Raw genomic sequence first — 18,999 nt, forward strand, 5'->3', positions numbered from 1 at the left:
CCCTTGCGGGGGAGATGCCCGGCAGGGCAGAGGGGGGTGTGAAGGATCTCGGCGCTCGTCCCCTTGCGCCGCAAGCGCTTGCCGTTTAGCAAGGCGCCGGTTCAATTCTCTCACCGGACGGTTCTCCATGGCTTCGAAAAATCTCTTCCTGCTCGCCGGCGACGGCATCGGCCCCGAGGCCATGGCCGAGGTGAAGAAGCTGATCAAGGCCATGAACGACAAGCTCGGCAGCGGCTTCGCCACCGACGAGGGGCTTGTCGGCGGCTGCGCTTACGATGCGCATGGCGCGGCGATCTCCGATGCAGACATGGCAAAGGCGATGGCGGCGGATGCGGTGCTGTTCGGCGCCGTCGGCGGGCCGAAATGGGATGCCGTGCCCTACGAGATGCGCCCCGAGGCCGGCCTGCTGCGGCTGCGCAAGGACATGGAGCTGTTCGCCAACCTCAGGCCGGCGATCTGCTACCCGGCTTTGGCCGCCTCTTCCTCGCTCAAGCAGGACGTGGTCGAGGGCCTGGATATCCTGATCGTGCGCGAGCTCACCGGCGGCGTCTATTTCGGCGAGCCGAAGCAGATCATCGATCTCGGCAACGGCCAGAAGCGCGGCATCGACACCCAGGTCTACGACACGTTCGAGATCGAGCGCATTTCGGGCGTCGCCTTCGAGCTGGCGCGCACGCGCAAGAATCACGTCACCTCGATGGAAAAGCGCAACGTCATGAAGTCGGGCGTGTTGTGGAACGAGGTGGTCAGCCAGACGCACAAGGCCAGATACAGCGACGTCAAGCTCGACCACATGCTGGCCGATGCCGGCGGCATGCAGCTGGTGCGCTGGCCGAAGCAGTTCGACGTCATCGTCACCGACAATCTGTTCGGCGACATGCTCTCCGACATCGCCGCCATGCTGACCGGCTCGATCGGCATGTTGCCGTCGGCCTCGCTCGGCGCGCCGGATGTGAAGACCAAGAAGCGCAAGGCGCTCTACGAGCCGGTGCACGGCTCGGCGCCCGACATCGCCGGCAAGGGCATCGCCAACCCGATCGCGATGATCGCGTCCTTCGCCATGTGCCTGCGCTATTCCTTCGGCATGGTCGCCGAGGCCGACAAGCTCGAAGCGGCGATCGCCGCCGTGCTCGACGACGGCCTGCGCACCAAGGACATCTTCTCGGAAGGCATGAAGGAAGTCGGCACCACCGAAATGGGCGACGCCATCATCGCCAAGTTCCTGGGGTGAAACCAGCCGGTCAGCCCGACGTTGCGGGAGCCGGCAGCCACCACGCCTTCGTCATTCCATGGCGGAGCAAGGAGCGAAGCGACGCAGCACAGACCATGGAATCCATTCCGTGACCTATGAGCGTCGCAGCGGTTCAGAAAAAGCCTTCGTTCCGCACCGTTGCGACTCTTCGCGCGAGGTCACGGAATGGATCCTCGGGTCTACGCGTCCGCTTCGCTCCCGCTCCGCCCGTGGATGACGAAGTTCGGACGCTTCAGCTAATCTCCGAGGTTGGCGATCTACCCGGCGCTCGCCGCGGGTCGGCTTCCAACTTCCGTCGCGATCTTACGCTGGCCGCTTCTTCTGCTTCTTGCGCTTTGCCGACTGGTCGGATTTCGGCTTGTCGAACTTCGCCTTTGCCGGCTTCTTCGCCCAAGATTTCGCCTCGCCGCCAGGCTGTCGCTCGCCCGGTTCCCGCTTCTCGAATCTGGGGCTCTTCTGGTCGAAAGCACCCTTGCCGCGATGCGGCTTCTTGTCCGGCTTCGGCGGCTGGTAGCCGGCCCGCGACAGGTCCGGCGTGCCGTCGATCCGCTTGACCGCGATGTTGCCCTGAAGCTTGCGGTCGGGGCCGATCGCGGCGACGAATCGGTCGGCCCAGTCGGCGGCGATCTGCACGAAGGTTTCTTCCGGCTGCATCTTAATGGCGCCGATCTCGCGCTTGGACATGCCGGCGGTGCGGCATAGCATCGGGATCAGCCAGCGCGGCTCGGCATTCTGCCGGCGGCCGACCGAAAGCGAGAACCAGACGCTGTCGCCGAAATCGTCGCGGCGCCTGGGTGTCTCCTCCCGGCGCGCGAATTTCTCGCCCGCCAATCTTTCATGCGAAGGCGTGAACGGCGCGACGTCGAGCAGGTCCTCAGGCGCCGAGCGGCTGCTGCGGCAAAGCCGCACAAAGGCAGCCGCCACTTGTTCGGCGCCGTGCTGGTCGAGCAGCGTCTCGATGAAGGAGCGCTCCTCCTCGTTGATCGGTTCGGCAAGCGCGGGATCGGCCAGAATGCGCTCGTCGTCGCGGCGCAGCACATCGTCGGCCGAGGGCGGGCTCGCCCATGTCGCCTTGATGCCGGCATTGTGCAGCAGCCGCTCGGTGCGCCTGCGGGCATTGCCCGGCACGATGAGCGCGCTGACGCCTTTGCGCCCGGCGCGGCCCGTGCGACCACTGCGATGCAGCAGCGTCTCGGGGTTGGTCGGCAGATCGGCATGCACCACCAGCTCGAGATTGGGCAGGTCGATACCGCGCGCCGCGACATCCGTTGCGATGCAGACTTTTGCGCGGCCGTCGCGCATCGCCTGCAGCGCGTGGCTGCGCTCGTTCTGGCTGAGCTCGCCCGACAGCGCCACGACGGAGAAATTGCGGTTGTTGAAGCGCGCCGTCAGGTGGTTGACCGCCGCGCGTGTGTTGCAGAACACCAGCGCGTTTTGCGCCTCGTAGTAGCGCAGCACGTTGATGATGGCGTTTTCCCGGTCAGCCTGGGCAACGCTGAGCGCTCGGTATTCGATATCGAGATGCTGCTTTTCCTCGCCGCCGGCGGAGATCCGCACCGCATCGCGCTGGTAGCCCTGGGCGAGCGTGGCGATGGAGCGCGGCACGGTGGCGGAAAACATCAGCGTGCGGCGCTCGGGCGGCGCGGCATCGAGGATGAATTCGAGGTCTTCGCGAAAACCGAGGTCTAGCATCTCGTCGGCCTCGTCGAGCACCACCGCCTTCAGCGCCGACATGTCGAGCGCGCCGCGCGTGATGTGGTCGCGCAGCCGCCCCGGCGTGCCGACGACGATGTGGGCGCCGCGTTCCAGCGCGCGCCGCTCGGTGCGCATGTCCATGCCGCCGACGCAGGAGGCGATCTGCGCGCCAGTCAGTTCGTAAAGCCATTCGAGCTCGCGCCGCACCTGCAGCGCCAGCTCGCGTGTCGGCGCCACGACCAGCCCCAGCGGCGCGCCGGCGCCGGCGAAACGCTCAGCGCCGCCAAGCAGGGTCGGCGCCACGGCGAGGCCGAAGGCGACGGTCTTGCCGGATCCGGTCTGCGCCGAAACCAGCGCGTCGGCCTGGCCGAGCTCCGTCTCCAGCACCGCCTTCTGCACCGGCGTCAGCGCTGAATAACCGCGCTTTTCCAGCGCCTCCGCCAGCGCAGGAACGATCGTTTCGAAACTGGACATTTTCTTCTTTCGGAATTCGGGGTTCTGTGCTCGTCGTGGAGCACAAGGCCGGCACTGCGCCAGCCAAAGGATATCTGGGCGTTCGTACTTCTTGCGGCCTCACTTGTATAGTGCATGGGCTCCACCAGGACCGCGACCATGCTGTGCCGGCGACTGGCGAAACCGCTCGCGAGAGCGCCCTCTCCCCGTCACTATACGGGAGAGGATGCCGGCAGGCAGGTGAGGGGCAGCGCGACCGCTGATAGGTAAGGCAGGGGCGGGGCTTCAGGCCTCACTTCCGGACGAGCTAACTGTCGAAGTCGGCGCCGCCCCTCATCCGCCCTTCGGGCACCTTCTCCCCGTATAGTGACGGGGAGAAGGAGAGCGTTGCGCCGATTGACTCTTCTATCAAACCGCGTAAAAGCCCGCGTCGAACGGGATCGTTTTTCAATGCGCGGCCTTTTGATGGCTCTTCTTGCATTCGACTCCCCCAGCCACAATGTAACGCATTGGGCTGGGCGCTTAGACGCGTCCGTCCGTTCCAGCAAAACTACGGCCAAAACCACCACCAAAACGGTGTGATTCCCTTGGCCTAACCACCCTCTCCCGGGTCTGGCCCGGGGACGGAACCCGCATGAGGCCGGCGGGTTTCTCCAACAACCAAGCGGAGAGGGACAGGAGATATCAGATGAGTTTCAAGGTTGCGGTAGTCGGCGCCACGGGCAATGTGGGTCGCGAAATGCTCAACATTCTGGACGAACGCGGCTTCCCGGTGAGCGAAGTGGTGGCGCTGGCGTCGCGGCGCAGCCAGGGCACCGAAGTGTCCTTCGGCGACCGCACGCTGAAGGTCAAGGCGCTCGACCAGTACGATTTTTCCGATACCGACATCTGCGTCATGTCGGCGGGCGGCAATGTGTCGAAGGAATGGTCGCCGAAGATCGGCAAGCAAGGCTGCGTCGTCATCGATAATTCGTCGGCCTTCCGCTACGATCCGGACGTGCCGCTGATCGTGCCGGAGGTCAACCCGGACGCGATCTCGCTGTTTACACGCAAGAACATCATCGCCAACCCGAACTGCTCGACCGCGCAGCTCGTCGTGGCGCTGAAGCCGCTGCATGACGTCGCCACCATCAAGCGCGTCGTCGTGGCCACCTACCAGTCGGTCTCCGGCGCCGGCAAGGAAGGCATGGATGAGCTGTTCACCCAGACCCGCGCGGTGTTCGTCGCCGACCAGGTCGACGTCAAGAAGTTCACCAAGCGCATCGCCTTCAACGTCATCCCGCATATCGACGTCTTCCTCGACGACGGTTTCACCAAGGAAGAGTGGAAGATGGTCGCCGAGACCAAGAAGATGCTCGACCCCAAAATCAAGCTGACGGCGACCTGCGTGCGCGTGCCGGTATTCATCGGCCATTCGGAAGCCGTCAACATCGAGTTCGAGAAGCCGATCACGGCGGATGAGGCGCGCGAGATCCTGCGCGAGGCGCCCGGCTGCCAGGTGCTCGACAAGCGCGAGAACGGCGGCTACATCACGCCGCTCGAATCGGCCGGCGAGGACGCCACGTTCATCTCGCGCATCCGCGAGGATTCGACCGTCGACAACGGCCTGTCGATGTGGGTGGTCTCCGACAATCTGCGCAAGGGCGCGGCGCTGAACGCCGTGCAGATCGCCGAGCTGCTGGTCGAGCGCGGCCTCATCCAGCCGAAGAAGAAGGCGGCCTGACGGCAGTTTGTTTTCGCTCACGGGCCGTATCGCCGCTGCCGCGGCTGGCCCTCCGCGAGGGCGCCGGACGACCGGCGGCCCGCGGTCGCGGGCTCGGCCTTCGGCAGTTGTTTTCGCTCACGGGCCGTATCGCCGCTGCCGCGGCTGGCCCTCCGCGAGGGCGCCGGACGACCGGCGGCCCGCGGTCGCGGGCTCGGCCTTCGGCAGTTTGTTTTCGCTCACGGGCCGTGTCGCCGCTGCTGCGGCTGGCCCTCCGCGGGGGGCGCCGGACGACCGGTGGCCCGCGGTCGCGGGCTCGGCCTTCGGCCGGGACGCCCTTCCTTCTCCCCGTTCAACGGGGAGAAGGAAGGGCGGATGAGGGGCAGCGCCGGCCTATGAGTGACCGGACCGAAATCACCCTGCGCCCGGCCATCGGCTCCGATGCCGCCACCATCGCGAAATATCCGGCAGGCCTTCCTTGTTGGCCGAGCCGTCGCCGAAACCATCTCTACGCGCTCAGGCGCTGAGTTCACCCACCGCTTTCCGCCGCCAACCGCTGCAATATGGCCAGCGCTTCCTCGGCCCGGTCGGCGGGCACGAAGAGATGGTCGTGGTAAAAGGCCGAGACCGGATTGACGCCCATGCCGGCCGCCGCGAGCCGTCTCGTGATGGCGGCGAGGAAGCCGACGGCTTCCAGCGAGGAGTGCACGTTCAATGTTATCATTCGGCAGCGGAACGTGCCGGCGAGGCCGGCTGATTTCGCCTCGTCTTCGGTTGTGATCAGGGTCAGGCCTTCCCGCTCGCGAAATTGCATGATGGGATCGAGTCTCGCCGGGACCGGCGTGTCCGGCGTCAGCGTCGCGAACACATAGACGTCGGCAAGCAGTTGCGGCGTCATCGACGCGAGCAGTTTTTGCAGGTCGGTCTCGCCCGTCATCGTCGCTCCTCCTCTTGGCAGTCGCAGTCGCATGTCTCAATACATGCAAGGGCCGACGGTCCGGCCGTGCCGACGACATCTCGATGTCGCTTGCTGTCGCGCCGCGGGCATCGACCGCACAATAAGACATCAAAGCCAAGCCGGCTTGCAAAGGTTAACCCGATGATCGTCCGACCGCGCCCGACATTCCTGCAATTGTTCTTCATCATGCGTGGTTCGGTGGTGCCGCGCATCCTGCCGCAGATTTTCGGCTTCGCCCTCTATTCGGCGGTCATCCTGCTTCTGGCGCGACAGTTCCATCTCGACCTCAGCGCTTTCAGCATCGCGCCTTTCGGGCTCGTCGGCGTGACGCTCTCGATCTATCTGTCGTTCCGCAACAACGCCGCCTATGACCGCTGGTGGGAGGCGCGCAAACTCTGGGGCGCGCTGGTTTTCGAGATACGCAACCTGGCGCGCGCCACCACCAGCCTGGTCGGCGAACGCGCCGAGCAGCGCGCGCTTCTGATGGAGGCGCTTGCCTTCTGCCACCTGCTGCGCGGGCAACTGCGCAAAATCGACAGCATAAAGGACGCCCGCGCCTTCATCGGCGACGAGGTCGACAAGGCCGCCGCCCGCACCAATCCGGCCGACGACATGGTCCGCCGCATGGGCCGGCGCGCCAATGCGCGGCGCGAGGCGGGCGCGCTCGACCCGATCGGCTTCCGCATCCTCGATGAAAGGCTGGCCGCGATCGCCGCCATCCAGGCCGGCTGCGAGCGGATCGCCGGCACGCCCTTGCCCTTCGCCTATACGCTGCTGGTGCACCGCACGGCCTATGTCGTCTGCCTGCTCTTGCCGATCGGCCTGGTCTCGACCACGGGTTGGGCGACGCCGCTGTTCACGGCGCTGATCGCCTATACATTCTTCGGCCTCGACGCGCTGTCGGAGGAGCTCGAGGACCCGTTCGGCATCGAGGCCAACGACTTGGCGCTCGACGGCCTTTGCCGCGTCTGCGAGATCTCCGTGTTCGAGGCGATGGACGAGACGCCGCCGAAGATGATCGCGGCCGACAAGTTCTACTTCTCTTAGGAGGTCGATCCACGAGGGCTCTGCCCTCGGAGATTGGTCGAAAGCGCTGTGTTCTCTTCGTCATTCTAGGGCGGAGCAAGGAGCGAAGCGACGCGGCGCAGACCCAGAAGTTAAGATCGCCTGGCTGGAGCTTCATTCTAGAGCGCTGCATTCTTCGTTCGACGTCACGGCATGGATACTCGGGTCAAGCCCGAGTATGACGAAGGCGTGTAGGATCGCGGCATGTTCCTTCGTCCTTGGATCGAACCCGGCAAATGGCCGGCATTCGAAACCATCAGGAGGGAATATCCATGAGCATTTCCGAAGCCGCGCCTGCTTCAAAAGGCGCTTTGTGGGCCGGGCGCGCGCTCAGCGGCGTCATCGTCCTGTTCATGATCTTCGACGGCGCCATCAAGCTGCCGCCGCTCGACATCGTCACGCAAACGATGGCGCAGCTCGGCTGGCCGGCCGATCCGAATGTGGCGCGCATGCTGGGCGTCATCGGCCTGGTCTCGACCGCGCTCTACGCATGGCCACGCACGTCGGTGCTCGGCGCCATCCTGCTCACCGCCTATATGGGCGGCGCGATTTCGACGCATGTGCGGATTGGCAACCCGCTGTTCTCGCACACGCTGTTCGGCGTCTATCTCGGCATTATCCTGTGGGGCGGGCTCTATCTGCGCGACGCAAGGGTGCGCGCGCTGATCCCGTTTTCGCGATAGGGAGGAGAAGAGATGTTTGCCACCATCCTCATCATCCTGGCCCTCATCATCGCCGCCGTGCTGGTCTATGCCGCGACCCGGCCGAACGATTTCGTCGTCACCCGCTCGGCCAGCATCAAGGCGCCTGCCGAGACGATCTTCCCGCTGATCGACGATTTTCGGCGCTGGCCCGAATGGTCGCCCTACGAAAAGCTCGATCCGAAGATGAAGCGCACGCTCTCCGGCGCCGAAAGCGGCAAGGGCGCGGCCTATGCCTGGGAGGGCAATTCCAAGGCCGGCAAGGGGCGCATGGAAATCGTCAACTCGGTGCCGTCCTCGCTGGTTTCGCTCAAGCTCGATTTCGAAAAGCCGTTCAGGGCCAACAACACTGTCGATTTCTCGCTTTCGCCGTCCGGCGAGGGCACGACCGTGACCTGGGCGATGCGCGGCGCGAGGCCCTTCGTCGCCAAGCTGATGGGCCTGTTCATGAATTTCGACACGCTGATCGGCAAGGATTTCGAGGCTGGGCTGAGCAATCTGAGACGCCTCGCCGAGCGGTGAAAACCGCGAAGTTTCAATGCGTTGGCGCTCAGTGCCGTAAATCCGGCCGGCGCGTAGCCGGCCAATCTTCATCATCTGCGGGATCAATTCAGCTGTTCGTGAGTTTAGGGCATGGCGGCGAGGACGGCGCTTGAGAGAGGAACAGCAATGAAGAAAGCAATTACCATCCTGGTGCTGACGGTGGCCCTTGGCGCCTGCTCGCAAACAGAAAAGGGTGCTGCGATCGGCGGCCTGGGCGGTGCGGCGGTCGGTGCCGCGGTGGCAGGCGATCCGGTGCAAGGCGCGGTGGTCGGCGGCGCTGTTGGCGCAGTGGCCGGCGCGCTGATCGGCCATGCCAGCGAAGCCGGCCAGTGCCGCTACCGCGACCGCTACGGACGCGTTTATGTGGCGCGCTGCCCGTCCGGCTATTGAGGCATCGGACCGGACAATCGAATAAAAAACGGCGGGCATGGGCCCGCCGTTCTCGTTAACGAAAAAGCCGTGATTACTCGGCGGTGGCGGCTTCAGCCTCGGCCGGCGCGGCGGTCGCCGCGGCGGCGGCAGCGGCCGCGTCTTCCTGGGCCTTCTTCAACAGGGCGGCGCGTTCTTGCGCCTTCTTGCCGGGCAGGGCCTTGTTCGGGTTCGAGCGGGTCTCGCGCTTGGCAAGGCCGGCCTCGTCGAGGAAGCGCAACACGCGGTCGGTCGGCTGGGCGCCATGCGACAGCCAATGCTTGACGCGATCGGCGTCGACCTTGACGCGCTCGCCGTCCTTCGGCAGCAGCGGGTTCCACGAGCCGAGCGACTCGATGAACCGGCCGTCGCGCGGCGAACGGGCGTCGGCGACAACGACGTGGTAGTAAGGACGCTTCTTCGAGCCCGCACGGGCCAGTCTGATCTTCAGTGCCATTGTTTTCTCCTAAAGCTCTGATTTCGTTGAATAAGTCTGGGTTTCTTCAACCCGTTTTCGTCACACCGTTGGAAGCGGCGATCTGTTCGTGATGCCGGATCACCTCGCGGACGACGAAGTTCAGGAACTTCTCCGCGAAATCCGGGTCGAGGTTCGCATCTTTCGCCAACTGGCGAAGGCGGGCGATCTGCTGTTGCTCGCGCGACGGGTCGGCGGGCGGCAGGCCATGCTCGGCCTTCAGGACGCCGACCGCCTTGGTGCAGCGGAAGCGCTCGGCCAGCATATGGATGAGGGCGGCGTCGATGTTGTCGATCGAAGCGCGGTGGCCAGCCAGGATGGCGCGTGCGTCGGCCATGTCTTTCTCCTCGTTCATCGCCCCCTCACTTCTTTTTCCCGAGGCCGGGCAGCCCGCCGCCGCCGAGGCCCGGAAGACCCGGAAGCTTCATGCTGCCGGGCAGGTCCGGCAGTCCGCCGCCACCGGGAAGTCCGCCCGGCATGCCTTTGCCGAGACCGGCGGCCTGCGCCTGCTTCTGCAGGGCCTCGAGCTGCTTGGGATCCATCCTGGAAAGATCGGGCATGCCGCCGCCCGGCATCATGCCGCCAAGGCCCATTTTCGAGGCGAGGCCGCCCATCATACCGCGCATGAGGCCGCCGCCTTTGCCCTTGCCGCCCATCGCCTTCATCATGTCGGCCATGCCGCGGTGCATCTTCAACAGCTTGTTGATCTCGGCCGCGTCGGTGCCGGAGCCGGTGGCGATGCGCTTCTTGCGCGAGTGTTTGAGCATGTCGGGGTTGGCGCGCTCGGCCTTGGTCATCGAGGAGATGATGGCGAGCTGGCGGCCGAACATCTTGTCGTCGAGGCCGGCGGCGGCCAGCTGGTCCTTCATCTTGCCCATGCCGGGCATCATGCCCATGATGCCGCCCATGCCGCCCATTTTCGACATCTGCTGAAGCTGCTGGGCCAAGTCGTTCAGGTCGAACTTGCCCGACTGCATCTTCTTGGCCATCGCCGCCGCCTGCTCGGCGTCGATGGTTTCGGCGGCCTTCTCGACGAGCGAGACGATGTCGCCCATGCCGAGGATGCGGTCGGCGATGCGCTTGGGGTGGAATTCCTCCAGCCCGTCCATCTTTTCGCCGGTGCCGATCAGCTTGATCGGCTTGCCGGTCACGGCGCGCATCGACAGCGCCGCGCCGCCGCGGCCGTCGCCGTCCATGCGGGTCAGAACCAGGCCGGTGATGCCGACGCGTTCGTCGAAGCTCTTGGCAAGGTTCACGGCGTCCTGGCCGGTCAGCGAGTCGGCGACCAGCAGGATCTCGTGCGGGCTCGACACCTTCTTGATGTCGGCCATCTCGACCATCAGCGGCTCGTCGATATGGGTGCGGCCGGCGGTGTCGAGGATGACGACGTCATGGCCGCCAAGCCTGGCGGCCTGCACGGCGCGCTTGGCGATATCGACCGGGCTCTGGCCGGCGATGATCGGCAGCGTCGCCACTTTGGTCTGCTCGCCGAGCTGGCGCAGCTGCTCCTGCGCGGCCGGACGCCGCGTGTCGAGCGAGGCCATCAGGACCTTCTTGTTCTGCCGCTCGGTCAGGCGCTTGGCGATCTTGGCCGAGGTGGTCGTCTTGCCGGAGCCCTGCAGGCCGACCATCATGACGACGACGGGCGCCGGCGCGTTGAGGTCGATGGCGACGCCCTCGGCGCCGAGCATGTCGACCAGCTCGTCATGGACGATCTTGACGACCATCTGTCCAGGCTTGATCGACTTCAGCACCGCGGCGCCGACCGCCTTCTCGCGCACTTTGTCGGTGAAGGAGCGAACCACTTCCAGCGCGACGTCGGCCTCGAGCAGCGCACGGCGCACCTCGCGCAAAGCCGCCGAGACATCCGCCTCGGACAGCGCGCCGCGGCCAGTCAGGCCGTTCAGGATGGAGCCAAGACGCTCCTGTAGTGATTCAAACATTCTTCTTCCTTTTCCCTGGCACCTGTGGATGCCCGAGAGGTAGTGCGTTCGCAGCAAGTCGCCAAGCAAAAGCGCAAAGCCAAAAAGCACCCGGGGGCGCATCGCGCTGCCGGATGTTGGCCTCCAGGATCTCTTTACAGCACCCGCCTCAAAGAGGCTTCGGCGTCCTGGGCGGCTTTCGCGAAAGAAAACTCGTCGCGGAATTCAGCAGCTCTAGACAGGAAATTGGCCGCGGAGTCAAGGCTGATGCATGTCGCGCAAAAGTGCGCAGCGGTTTTGCGGCAACGGCATCCATCAAAAAACAATGCCGGAATCCGAGCCAAAACGCCGCTATTGGCGATTCAGCCCAGGCTTTGCTTGCTCGTCCCGACCCTGAGCGGCGAGCGCCGGTGCAAAAGCAGCAGCATCGTCAAAAGCGTGCTGACGATACCGATCGCGGCGATGAGAACGGCGTCCAGATTGGTCCAGCCGGGGCCTTCGAGGGGCTTGGCATTAAGCAGCGCGAAGCCATTGTAGCCCTCCTGGTGCGAGATCAGCAGGAAGCCGGTCAGATTGTTGCCGAGATGGGCGCCGAAACCGGCGCCCAGATTGCCGGTGACATAGACCAGGAGTGTGAGCAGCAGCGCAAAGGTGCCGATCGAGACCAGCACGCAGGCATTGATGGCAAGTGTCGAGGCCGAATTCCAGTGCAGCGACGCGAACAGCAGCCCGGGCAGCAGCGCCCAGACCAGCGGGCTGCTGAAGCGATAGGCGAGGCCGCGCAGCAGATAGCCGCGAAACAGCATCTCCTCCGACGAGGTCTGCAGGAAGGCGAGCAGCACGATCGGCACCAGGAAGAGCAGCCAGGACGAAAAGGCGATCGGTCCGCGCGCGATCTCGGGCTGCAGCCAATAGAGCAAGACCTCGGAAAAGAGCGAGGTGATCATCACCGCGGCCAGGCCCTTGAGGAAATCGCCGCCCGCGACGCGGCGGCTGACGCCGAACAGGGCCGACAGCGGCTCGCCGTGGACGAAGCGCATCGCCACCCACAGGCCGATCCAGATGCCGGCAAAGGAGGTCAGGGCGCTCAGGATGCCGGTGGGCGATGCCAGGAAGTCCTGCATGTAGCGCCCGGTCGAGGGGCCGGGGAGACGCCAGACAATGTAGACATAGGTGCCGGCAAACAGCACCAGAGCCGTCATCGCCATCCAGAAGGCGATGACGATCGCCGTCCCGAAGAACAGGCGCAGCAAATTGGTCTTTTCGTTCGGCGAGCGGCGATAGCGCTCGAAGGCGGCATTTTCGATCGTCACGCGGCTCCCCTGCCGAAGGCTTTCGCCACATGGGTCTAGGAGATCGGCAGTTACCGCGCAATTACCGTCCACGCGGAGTTGCCGCGCGCAGGATCAAAAAACGGCCGCCAGCGATGGCGGCCGTTATCTGACAGCGATCAAGCCCGATCAGCGCATCACATAGACGATGCGCCGCGTGCCAGGGTCGACCAGCGCCGGCTGGTTGTTCACATAGACGTAGCGATACCGGTAATCGGGGATCTCGCGCAGCTCGACCGTGTCGGGCAGTGTGGCGCCGGTCACCACCTCGCCGTCGAGATAGACCGGGTCGACCCGGTGCGTGGCGACATAGGTGCCGACCTCGGCCGGCGGCCTGCCGATCGACTCAATGGCGTCGTCGTTGGAAACGATGGCGCCGGTGTAGGTATCGGTCGTGTAGATGTTGTCGGTCGGCGGGGCGACGACGGCGATCTCGGCATTGGCCGGGCGGCGGGTCACGACGACGCGGCTGCCGCCGAAATCGCCCGTCACATAGTCGGAATAGACCCAGCCCTTGCCGTCGGCTTCGGCGATCGTGCACCATTTGCTGCCTTCGATGCAGCCGTTAAGCGTGGCCGACTGCCCTGCCGCCAGCACGCCGATAACCGGATATTGCGGCCCGGGGCCAGCGCGAACGTTCAAGTCGGTCACCGCCTGTACGGGAGTGTCGGCGAAAGCTGCGCCCGAGATTGTGAGCAGCGCACCGGCCAGAGCCGGAAACAACACGCGTGTCATGGTTCTTCTCTCCGTTTTCAACGCTCCCTCGGGATCGGAAACGAAACAAAGGCTTATGCGTTCCGGCTAAAGTGCTTTGCGCCCGCTCACGAATTGTTCCAGGCCTTTTTCGGCGCGCCTGTCAAAAGATCGTGCACGAATGCGAGTTTGCGCGCCGCCACCTCGGAAATCACGAAGGGGTAAAGATCCGGCAGACCCATGCAGCGGTTGATCGAGTTGGATGCCTCCGACAATACCAGCCAGCGGGCCAGGATCCTTTCAAATGGCTCCGGATCCAGGTCGGGATCGGCGGGCGCCGGGTGCAGACGGCCACCAGTGTCGCCGCGCGGGATGGCGTCGGCATCCACCGTCTCCAGCCGGCCCAGCGGAAAATTCAGCGCATGGACCATTTCCAGCGTGTCGGCGATGTGGAGATGATGCGCCCAGGTCTCGGCCCAGTCCTCCCAGGGATGGGATGCGGCATAGGCGGAGATGTGGCGTTGCTGCCAGTCCGGCGGCGCGCCATTGGCGTAGTATGCCTTCAGGGCCTGTTCGTAATCGGCCTGCTCGTCGCCGAAGAGCGCGCGGAAGACTGAAAGCCGAGCGGGATCGCCACGGATCAGCCGGTCCCAATAATAATGGCCAAGCTCGTGGCGGAAATGGCCGAGCAGGGTGCGGTAATTCTCGCCCATTTCGACGCGTCGTCGCTCGCGCTCGACGGAATCGGCCTCGGCAACGTTGAGCGTGATCAGGCCGTTGTCATGGCCGGTCAGGATGCGCTCTCCGCCCGGACCGGCGCCGATCGGATCGGCGAGGAGGTCGAAGGCAAGGCCGATCTCATCCTTGGCGTCGGCCTTGGGAACGACCGGCAGGCCAAAGGCGAGCAGTGAATAGACGGCCCGCTTCTTCGCTGCTTCGACCCGGATCCAGCGCCGACGGTTGCCGTCGATGGAAAGGTCGGGAATGACCTGGTTGAGGGCGCAGGCGCGGCAGAAAGTCCGGCCAGCCTCGGCCCGCCAGTTGCAGGCGCATTCATCGGCATTGCCGCATGCGGCAACGCCGCTCGCACCCGCCAGCAGGAAACGTGCTTCGTACGGGTCGTAGAGCACCAGGCTGGAACAGTTCAGACACTGGGCGTTCTCGAAATAAAGGCGGTGGCCGCAGTTTGGACAGTCGAACAGCTTCATCTTGTTTTCAACATGCGGAAGAGGTGGAAGCCTCGTCGAAACGTCCGCCGGGCCTCCGGCGTTCCGAAGCTATTTCGTAGCGAGCTGGGCAATGACCTGCCGGGCCACGCTTTCGCCCGAAAGCCTGGCGCCGCCGCAGGTCTGGATCAGCGGGCCGGCGACATGCTCGCCGGCGAAGAAGATCTTTTCCGCCAGCGGCTGCAGCAGCGTCGCGCGCGCCTCCGAACGGCCAGGGCGCGCCGCGGCATAGGCGCCGCGCACAAAGCGCTCCGCGCCCCAGTTCGTCATCATGGCGCGGCCGACATGCTTCCTCACGTCGCCGCCGAAGATGCCGCACAGGCGGTCGACGACGAAATCGACCCCGGCCGCCTCGCCGGCGGCCGACATTTCCCAGGCGAAGTCGCCGCCGACGAAACCGACCATCAGGTCGAGATCGAAGGGGAAGCAGAGGAAATAGATGTCGTGCCTGGCCATGCGTTCGATCAGAAGGTCGTCGAAAGGTTCAAGGCCGAGCCGCGTGCCCTTGATCTCCACCGGCAGCTTGGTCAGCATGCCCATGGGCAGGTCGAAGAAGGCGCCGAAATGCGCGTCTGGCAGCGCCGGCGAGAACTCGATCTCCTCGAAGGCGAGCACGGCCGGCGAGGCGGTGACGATCACCGCCTTCGCGCGCACCGTGCCGCGGTCGGTGACGCAGGCGACGCCCGGTACATCCCAGAGGATCTTGCGCACCGGCGTCGACAGCTCGACCGGCACATCGAAGCCGAAGCGCGCGACCAGCGCGCCGAACCCTTCCTTGCTGAAATAATTGGGGTCGAGGTCGGCCGCCGCCTGGAAGTCACGGATCGAGATCTCGTCCTCGTCGGCGCCGAAATCCATCGGGCCGGCGAAGGTGGCGGCCGCGCGCGGCGCCTGGCCCTTGGCGAGCAGCGCCGACAGCCGGTCGTCGTCGCCTTCCTCGACCTGGTGATTGGCGAGCAATTCGAACAGCTTGGCATCGGCCGCCTTCATCTCGGCCTCTTCCTCCTCGCCCGCCTTGCGCTTGCGGTAATAGAGGTGGTCGACATTCATGTCGTGGTGATGCAGCGTCCAGCCGGCCGCCTGGGCGTCCGGAAAATAAGGATTGCGGTCTGCCGCGTGCAGCCAGGCGCAGCCAATGTCGAAGGGCACACCGAAATGGCGGTCGCTGGTCCAGGCGCGGCCGCCGATCCGATCCATCGCCTCGAGAAGAATGAAGGAAAGCCCGGCCGCTCGAAGCGTCTTGGCCGCGGCAAGCCCCGCGGAACCGGCGCCAATGATCACGACGTCAACGTCTTTCATGAGGCAAGCCCGCCACACCTGATGCCTGATCGTAGGCAAATTGCCCTTCTTTCGCCAGTGTCGGGTGTCACGTCCCCGGCGGGGGCGGTGACAATCAGGCGTTTCGCTGGCAAATTCGCAACCGGGACGTGATTCAAGGCAACCAGGAGACGGATATGGCATTTTTTGCCAAGGGAAGGATTTTCGTGGCCACCGCGGCGGTGGTGGCGATGTTTGGGCTGGCGACAGGCGCCGAGGCCGCGGCCAGCTGCGGCAAGAACGGCGCCGGCTTCGACGCCTGGAAGCAGGACTTTGCCGCCGAGGCCAAGGCCAACGGCGTCGGCCAAAGGGGCCTTTCGGCGCTGGCCGGGGCGACCTACGCGACAAGGACGATTTCGGCCGACCGCGCCATCCACAAGGCTTTCAGCGGCTCCGTTGAGGCGTTCATGAAACGTCGCGGCGCTTCCGCCATCATCTCGAGAGGCCGTGCGCTGAAGAAGGCGAACGCGGCGATGTTCGCCAATATCGAGCGGACCTATGGCGTGCCGCCGGGCGTGCTGCTGGCCATCTGGGGCATGGAGACCGGCTTCGGCGCCTCGATGGGCAACCAGAACACGGTGTCGGCCATCCTGACGCTCGCCTATGACTGCCGCCGCCCGGACTATTTCACGCCGCACGCCATTGCGGCGCTCAAGCTGGTCGATCGCGGCGCGCTCAGCGCCGCCTCGGTGGGCGCCATGCATGGCGAGATCGGCCACACCCAGTTCCTGCCCGGAAACGTGCTGAAATACGGCGTCGGCAGCGGCAACCTGCGCGACCGCAACACGGCGCTGGCTTCCACCGCCAACTACCTCAAGGGCCATGGCTGGCACGCCGGCGCGAGCTATGAGGCCAATATGGGCGCAATCGCCGGCTGGAATTCGGCCAGCGTCTACCAGCAGGCCATCGCCCGCATCGCCGAGGCGATCGACGCGGATTGATCTTTGAATCTCTGTTGAGCAGAACAGCCCGGCCATGCGCCGGGCTTTTTTGTTGGACTTGGAGATTGGCGAAAGCCGGGATGATGGCCAATCTCCCCCCTTGCGGGGGAGATGTCCGGCAGGACAGAGGGGGGTGCTGTCCCTCCAGCCTGTCCGGCAATCCTCACCATTTTCACGCTGGCGCCCAGCTGCAAATCAGAGAGGCAGCGATCCTTCACACCCCCCTCTGCCCTGCCGGGCATCTCCCCCGCAAGGGGGGAGATTAGCAGCTTCAGCGACGGTTCCTTGCCGCCAGCGTCCGCAGCCGCAGGCCATTAAGGCGAATGAATCCCTCGGCGTCCTTCTGGTCGTAGGCGCCGCGGTCGTCCTCGAAGGTGACCAGCGCATCGGAATAAAGCGTCTTCTTCGACTTGCGGCCGGTGACCATGACATTGCCCTTGTAGAGCTTCAGCCGCACCGTGCCTTCGACGTCTTCCTGGCTCTTGTCGATCATCGCCTGCAGCATGAGGCGCTCGGGCGAAAACCAGAAGCCGTTATAGATGAGCTCGGCGTAGCGCGGCATGAACTCGTCCTTGAGGTGGGCGGCGCCGCGGTCGAGCGTGATCGATTCGATGGCGCGATGGGCGGCGATCAGGATGGTGCCGCCGGGCGTCTCGTAGACGCCGCGCGACTTCATGCCGACAAAGCGGTTCTCGACCAGATCGAGGCGGCCGATGCCGTTGTCGCGGCCGAGGTCGTTGAGCGCCGCCAGCATGGTGGCCGGCGACAGTTTCTTGCCGTTGAGCGCGACCGGGTCGCCCTTGAGGAATTCGATCTCGATCTCGGTGACGGCATCGGGCGCGTCCATTGGCGAAACGGTGCGCTGATGCACGAATTCCGGCGGCTCGCTCCACGGATCCTCCAGCACCTTGCCCTCGGAAGAGGAGTGCAAAAGGTTGGCGTCGACCGAGAAGGGCGCTTCGCCGCGCTTGTCCTTCGCGACCGGGATCTGGTGCTGCTCGGCGAAGTTGATCAGATCGGTGCGCGACTTGAACGTCCAGTCGCGCCAGGGCGCGATGACCTTGATGTCGGGGTTGAGCGCATAGGCGGACAATTCGAAGCGGACCTGGTCGTTGCCCTTGCCGGTGGCGCCATGGGCGATCGCGTCGGCGCCGGTCTCTTTCGCGATCTCGACCAAGTGCTTGGAGATCAGCGGCCGGGCGATCGACGTGCCGAGCAGGTAGGTGCCTTCATAGACGGTGTTGGCGCGGAACATCGGGAAGACGAAGTCGGCGACGAATTCCTCGCGCACATCGACGATGCGGATGTCCTTGATGCCCATCATCTCGGCCTTCTTACGGGCCGGCTCCAGCTCGCCGCCCTGGCCGAGATCGGCGGTGAAGGTGACGACTTCGGCGCCGAGCTCGGTCTGCAGCCATTTCAGGATGATGGAGGTGTCGAGGCCGCCGGAATAGGCGAGCACGACTTTCTTGACGTTCTTGATCTTGGACATTTTTGGCGGTTCCGCGGGAAAAGAGCTTCGCGGGGCGAGGTATCACGGCCTTTCCGGGCGGCGCAAGAGACGAACAGAGGCCTGGCTCCAGCACAGGCTGGGCCAGATGTTTGCCCGGGCAGACGCTGGCGGAGCAAAAATGGTCGCGTTATAGGCTGCGCGATCTCTCCCAGGGCCGCGCGCATGTCCTTTATTCCCGACACTTCGACGCTCATCCAGTTCGCCATCGCCACCGTCATCCTGGCGATCACGCCGGGGCCGGACATGACGCTGTTCGTCTCGCGCACGCTGAGCCAGGGCCGCGCCACCGGCTTTGCCTCGATGGCGGGTGCGCTCACCGGCACGCTGATCCACACCACGCTGGTGGTGGTCGGCATCTCGGCGCTGATCGTCGCCTCGCCGATGGCCTTCTTCGTCCTGAAGATTTTTGGCGCCGGCTATCTGGTGTTCCTGGCCTGGCAGGCAGCGACGAAGGGTTCGGCCTTCTCGCCGGAGAAGAGGACCGGACCGCAAGTCTCCCTGTTCCGCAGCTGGGCGGCCGGGCTCGGCGTCAACCTGCTCAACCCCAAGATCATCCTGTTCTTCATGACCTTCCTGCCGCAATTCGTCTCCGCGCACGATCCGAACGCGTCCGGAAAGCTGTTCTTCCTCGGCATGATGTTCATCGTGCTGTCGATCCCGGTGACGGTGCCGATGGTGCTGGCGGCGGAAAAGTTCTCGGCGGCGATGAAGGCAAGCCCGCGCGTCACGCGCGTGGTCGACTATCTGTTCGCTGGCGTGTTCTCGGCCTTCGCGCTCAAGATCCTGACCGCGCAGGCGAAGTAG

Annotated in this window: 18 protein-coding genes; 8 read left to right on the forward strand and 10 right to left on the reverse strand. The window is 64.9% G+C overall.

The window, feature by feature from the left end:
• Positions 1–127: 127 nt before the first annotated feature.
• Positions 128–1,231, forward strand: coding sequence for a 3-isopropylmalate dehydrogenase (leuB, locus tag FJ417_RS09385; RefSeq protein ID WP_140783183.1), 1,104 nt, complete (start codon positions 128–130; stop codon positions 1,229–1,231).
• Between the two features lie 324 nt (positions 1,232–1,555).
• On the opposite strand, the gene FJ417_RS09390 is transcribed toward leuB, so the two are convergent.
• Positions 1,556–3,421, reverse strand: a complete 1,866-nt coding sequence (locus tag FJ417_RS09390) for a DEAD/DEAH box helicase (protein WP_140783182.1) — start codon at positions 3,419–3,421, stop codon at positions 1,556–1,558.
• Positions 3,422–4,088: 667 nt separating this feature from the next.
• Between FJ417_RS09390 and FJ417_RS09400 the strand changes: the two genes are divergently transcribed.
• Complete coding sequence (locus tag FJ417_RS09400; protein ID WP_140647880.1) at positions 4,089–5,123, forward strand: aspartate-semialdehyde dehydrogenase; 1,035 nt, start codon at positions 4,089–4,091, stop codon at positions 5,121–5,123.
• Positions 5,124–5,631: 508 nt separating this feature from the next.
• On the opposite strand, the gene FJ417_RS09405 is transcribed toward FJ417_RS09400, so the two are convergent.
• Positions 5,632–6,039 (reverse strand): ACT domain-containing protein, encoded by a 408-nt coding sequence (locus FJ417_RS09405; RefSeq protein ID WP_140783180.1) that lies wholly within the window; start codon positions 6,037–6,039, stop codon positions 5,632–5,634.
• 162 nt (positions 6,040–6,201) lie between these two features.
• On the opposite strand from FJ417_RS09405, the gene FJ417_RS09410 reads away from it, so the two are divergent.
• From FJ417_RS09410 to FJ417_RS09425, 4 genes are all read left to right on the forward strand, one after another.
• Positions 6,202–7,107, forward strand: coding sequence for a bestrophin family ion channel (locus FJ417_RS09410; protein WP_140783179.1), 906 nt, complete (start codon positions 6,202–6,204; stop codon positions 7,105–7,107).
• A gap of 290 nt (positions 7,108–7,397) precedes the next feature.
• On the forward strand, positions 7,398–7,808 hold the full coding sequence (locus tag FJ417_RS09415; protein WP_140647876.1) for a DoxX family protein: 411 nt from the start codon (positions 7,398–7,400) through the stop codon (positions 7,806–7,808).
• 12 nt (positions 7,809–7,820) lie between these two features.
• Positions 7,821–8,348 carry an SRPBCC family protein gene (locus tag FJ417_RS09420; protein WP_140783178.1) on the forward strand — a complete coding sequence of 176 codons (528 nt, stop codon included), beginning with the start codon at positions 7,821–7,823 and terminating at the stop codon, positions 8,346–8,348.
• A gap of 147 nt (positions 8,349–8,495) precedes the next feature.
• Positions 8,496–8,759, forward strand: coding sequence for a YMGG-like glycine zipper-containing protein (locus FJ417_RS09425; RefSeq protein WP_095770014.1), 264 nt, complete (start codon positions 8,496–8,498; stop codon positions 8,757–8,759).
• 73 nt (positions 8,760–8,832) lie between these two features.
• Here FJ417_RS09425 and rpsP read toward each other — a convergent pair whose 3' ends face one another.
• From rpsP to FJ417_RS09460, 7 genes are all read right to left on the reverse strand, one after another.
• The gene (gene rpsP, locus FJ417_RS09430; protein WP_140658644.1) at positions 8,833–9,234 is read right to left on the reverse strand and encodes a 30S ribosomal protein S16; all 402 of its coding nucleotides are present in this window, start codon (positions 9,232–9,234) and stop codon (positions 8,833–8,835) included.
• A gap of 46 nt (positions 9,235–9,280) precedes the next feature.
• Positions 9,281–9,607 carry a chorismate mutase gene (locus FJ417_RS09435; protein ID WP_140783177.1) on the reverse strand — a complete coding sequence of 109 codons (327 nt, stop codon included), beginning with the start codon at positions 9,605–9,607 and terminating at the stop codon, positions 9,281–9,283.
• 7 nt (positions 9,608–9,614) lie between these two features.
• Positions 9,615–11,195 carry a signal recognition particle protein gene (gene ffh, locus FJ417_RS09440; RefSeq protein ID WP_140783176.1) on the reverse strand — a complete coding sequence of 527 codons (1,581 nt, stop codon included), beginning with the start codon at positions 11,193–11,195 and terminating at the stop codon, positions 9,615–9,617.
• Between the two features lie 341 nt (positions 11,196–11,536).
• Positions 11,537–12,487 (reverse strand): type II CAAX endopeptidase family protein, encoded by a 951-nt coding sequence (locus FJ417_RS09445; protein WP_140783175.1) that lies wholly within the window; start codon positions 12,485–12,487, stop codon positions 11,537–11,539.
• 147 nt (positions 12,488–12,634) lie between these two features.
• Positions 12,635–13,240, reverse strand: coding sequence for a DUF1236 domain-containing protein (locus FJ417_RS09450; protein ID WP_140647871.1), 606 nt, complete (start codon positions 13,238–13,240; stop codon positions 12,635–12,637).
• A gap of 86 nt (positions 13,241–13,326) precedes the next feature.
• On the reverse strand, positions 13,327–14,406 hold the full coding sequence (locus FJ417_RS09455; RefSeq protein ID WP_140783174.1) for a putative zinc-binding metallopeptidase: 1,080 nt from the start codon (positions 14,404–14,406) through the stop codon (positions 13,327–13,329).
• Between the two features lie 69 nt (positions 14,407–14,475).
• Positions 14,476–15,723, reverse strand: coding sequence for an NAD(P)/FAD-dependent oxidoreductase (locus FJ417_RS09460; RefSeq protein WP_140707260.1), 1,248 nt, complete (start codon positions 15,721–15,723; stop codon positions 14,476–14,478).
• 155 nt (positions 15,724–15,878) lie between these two features.
• Between FJ417_RS09460 and FJ417_RS09465 the strand changes: the two genes are divergently transcribed.
• Positions 15,879–16,682, forward strand: a complete 804-nt coding sequence (locus FJ417_RS09465) for a lytic transglycosylase domain-containing protein (RefSeq protein ID WP_140647868.1) — start codon at positions 15,879–15,881, stop codon at positions 16,680–16,682.
• Positions 16,683–16,953: 271 nt separating this feature from the next.
• Here the strand turns inward: FJ417_RS09465 and FJ417_RS09475 are convergent, their stop codons facing one another.
• The gene (locus FJ417_RS09475) at positions 16,954–18,174 is read right to left on the reverse strand and encodes an argininosuccinate synthase (protein WP_140647867.1); all 1,221 of its coding nucleotides are present in this window, start codon (positions 18,172–18,174) and stop codon (positions 16,954–16,956) included.
• 183 nt (positions 18,175–18,357) lie between these two features.
• Here FJ417_RS09475 and FJ417_RS09480 point away from each other — a divergent pair, with 183 nt between their 5' ends.
• Positions 18,358–18,999, forward strand: a complete 642-nt coding sequence (locus tag FJ417_RS09480) for a LysE family translocator (RefSeq protein ID WP_140783173.1) — start codon at positions 18,358–18,360, stop codon at positions 18,997–18,999.

Source organism: Mesorhizobium sp. B3-1-7 (assembly GCF_006439385.1).
Classification (GTDB): domain Bacteria; phylum Pseudomonadota; class Alphaproteobacteria; order Rhizobiales; family Rhizobiaceae; genus Mesorhizobium.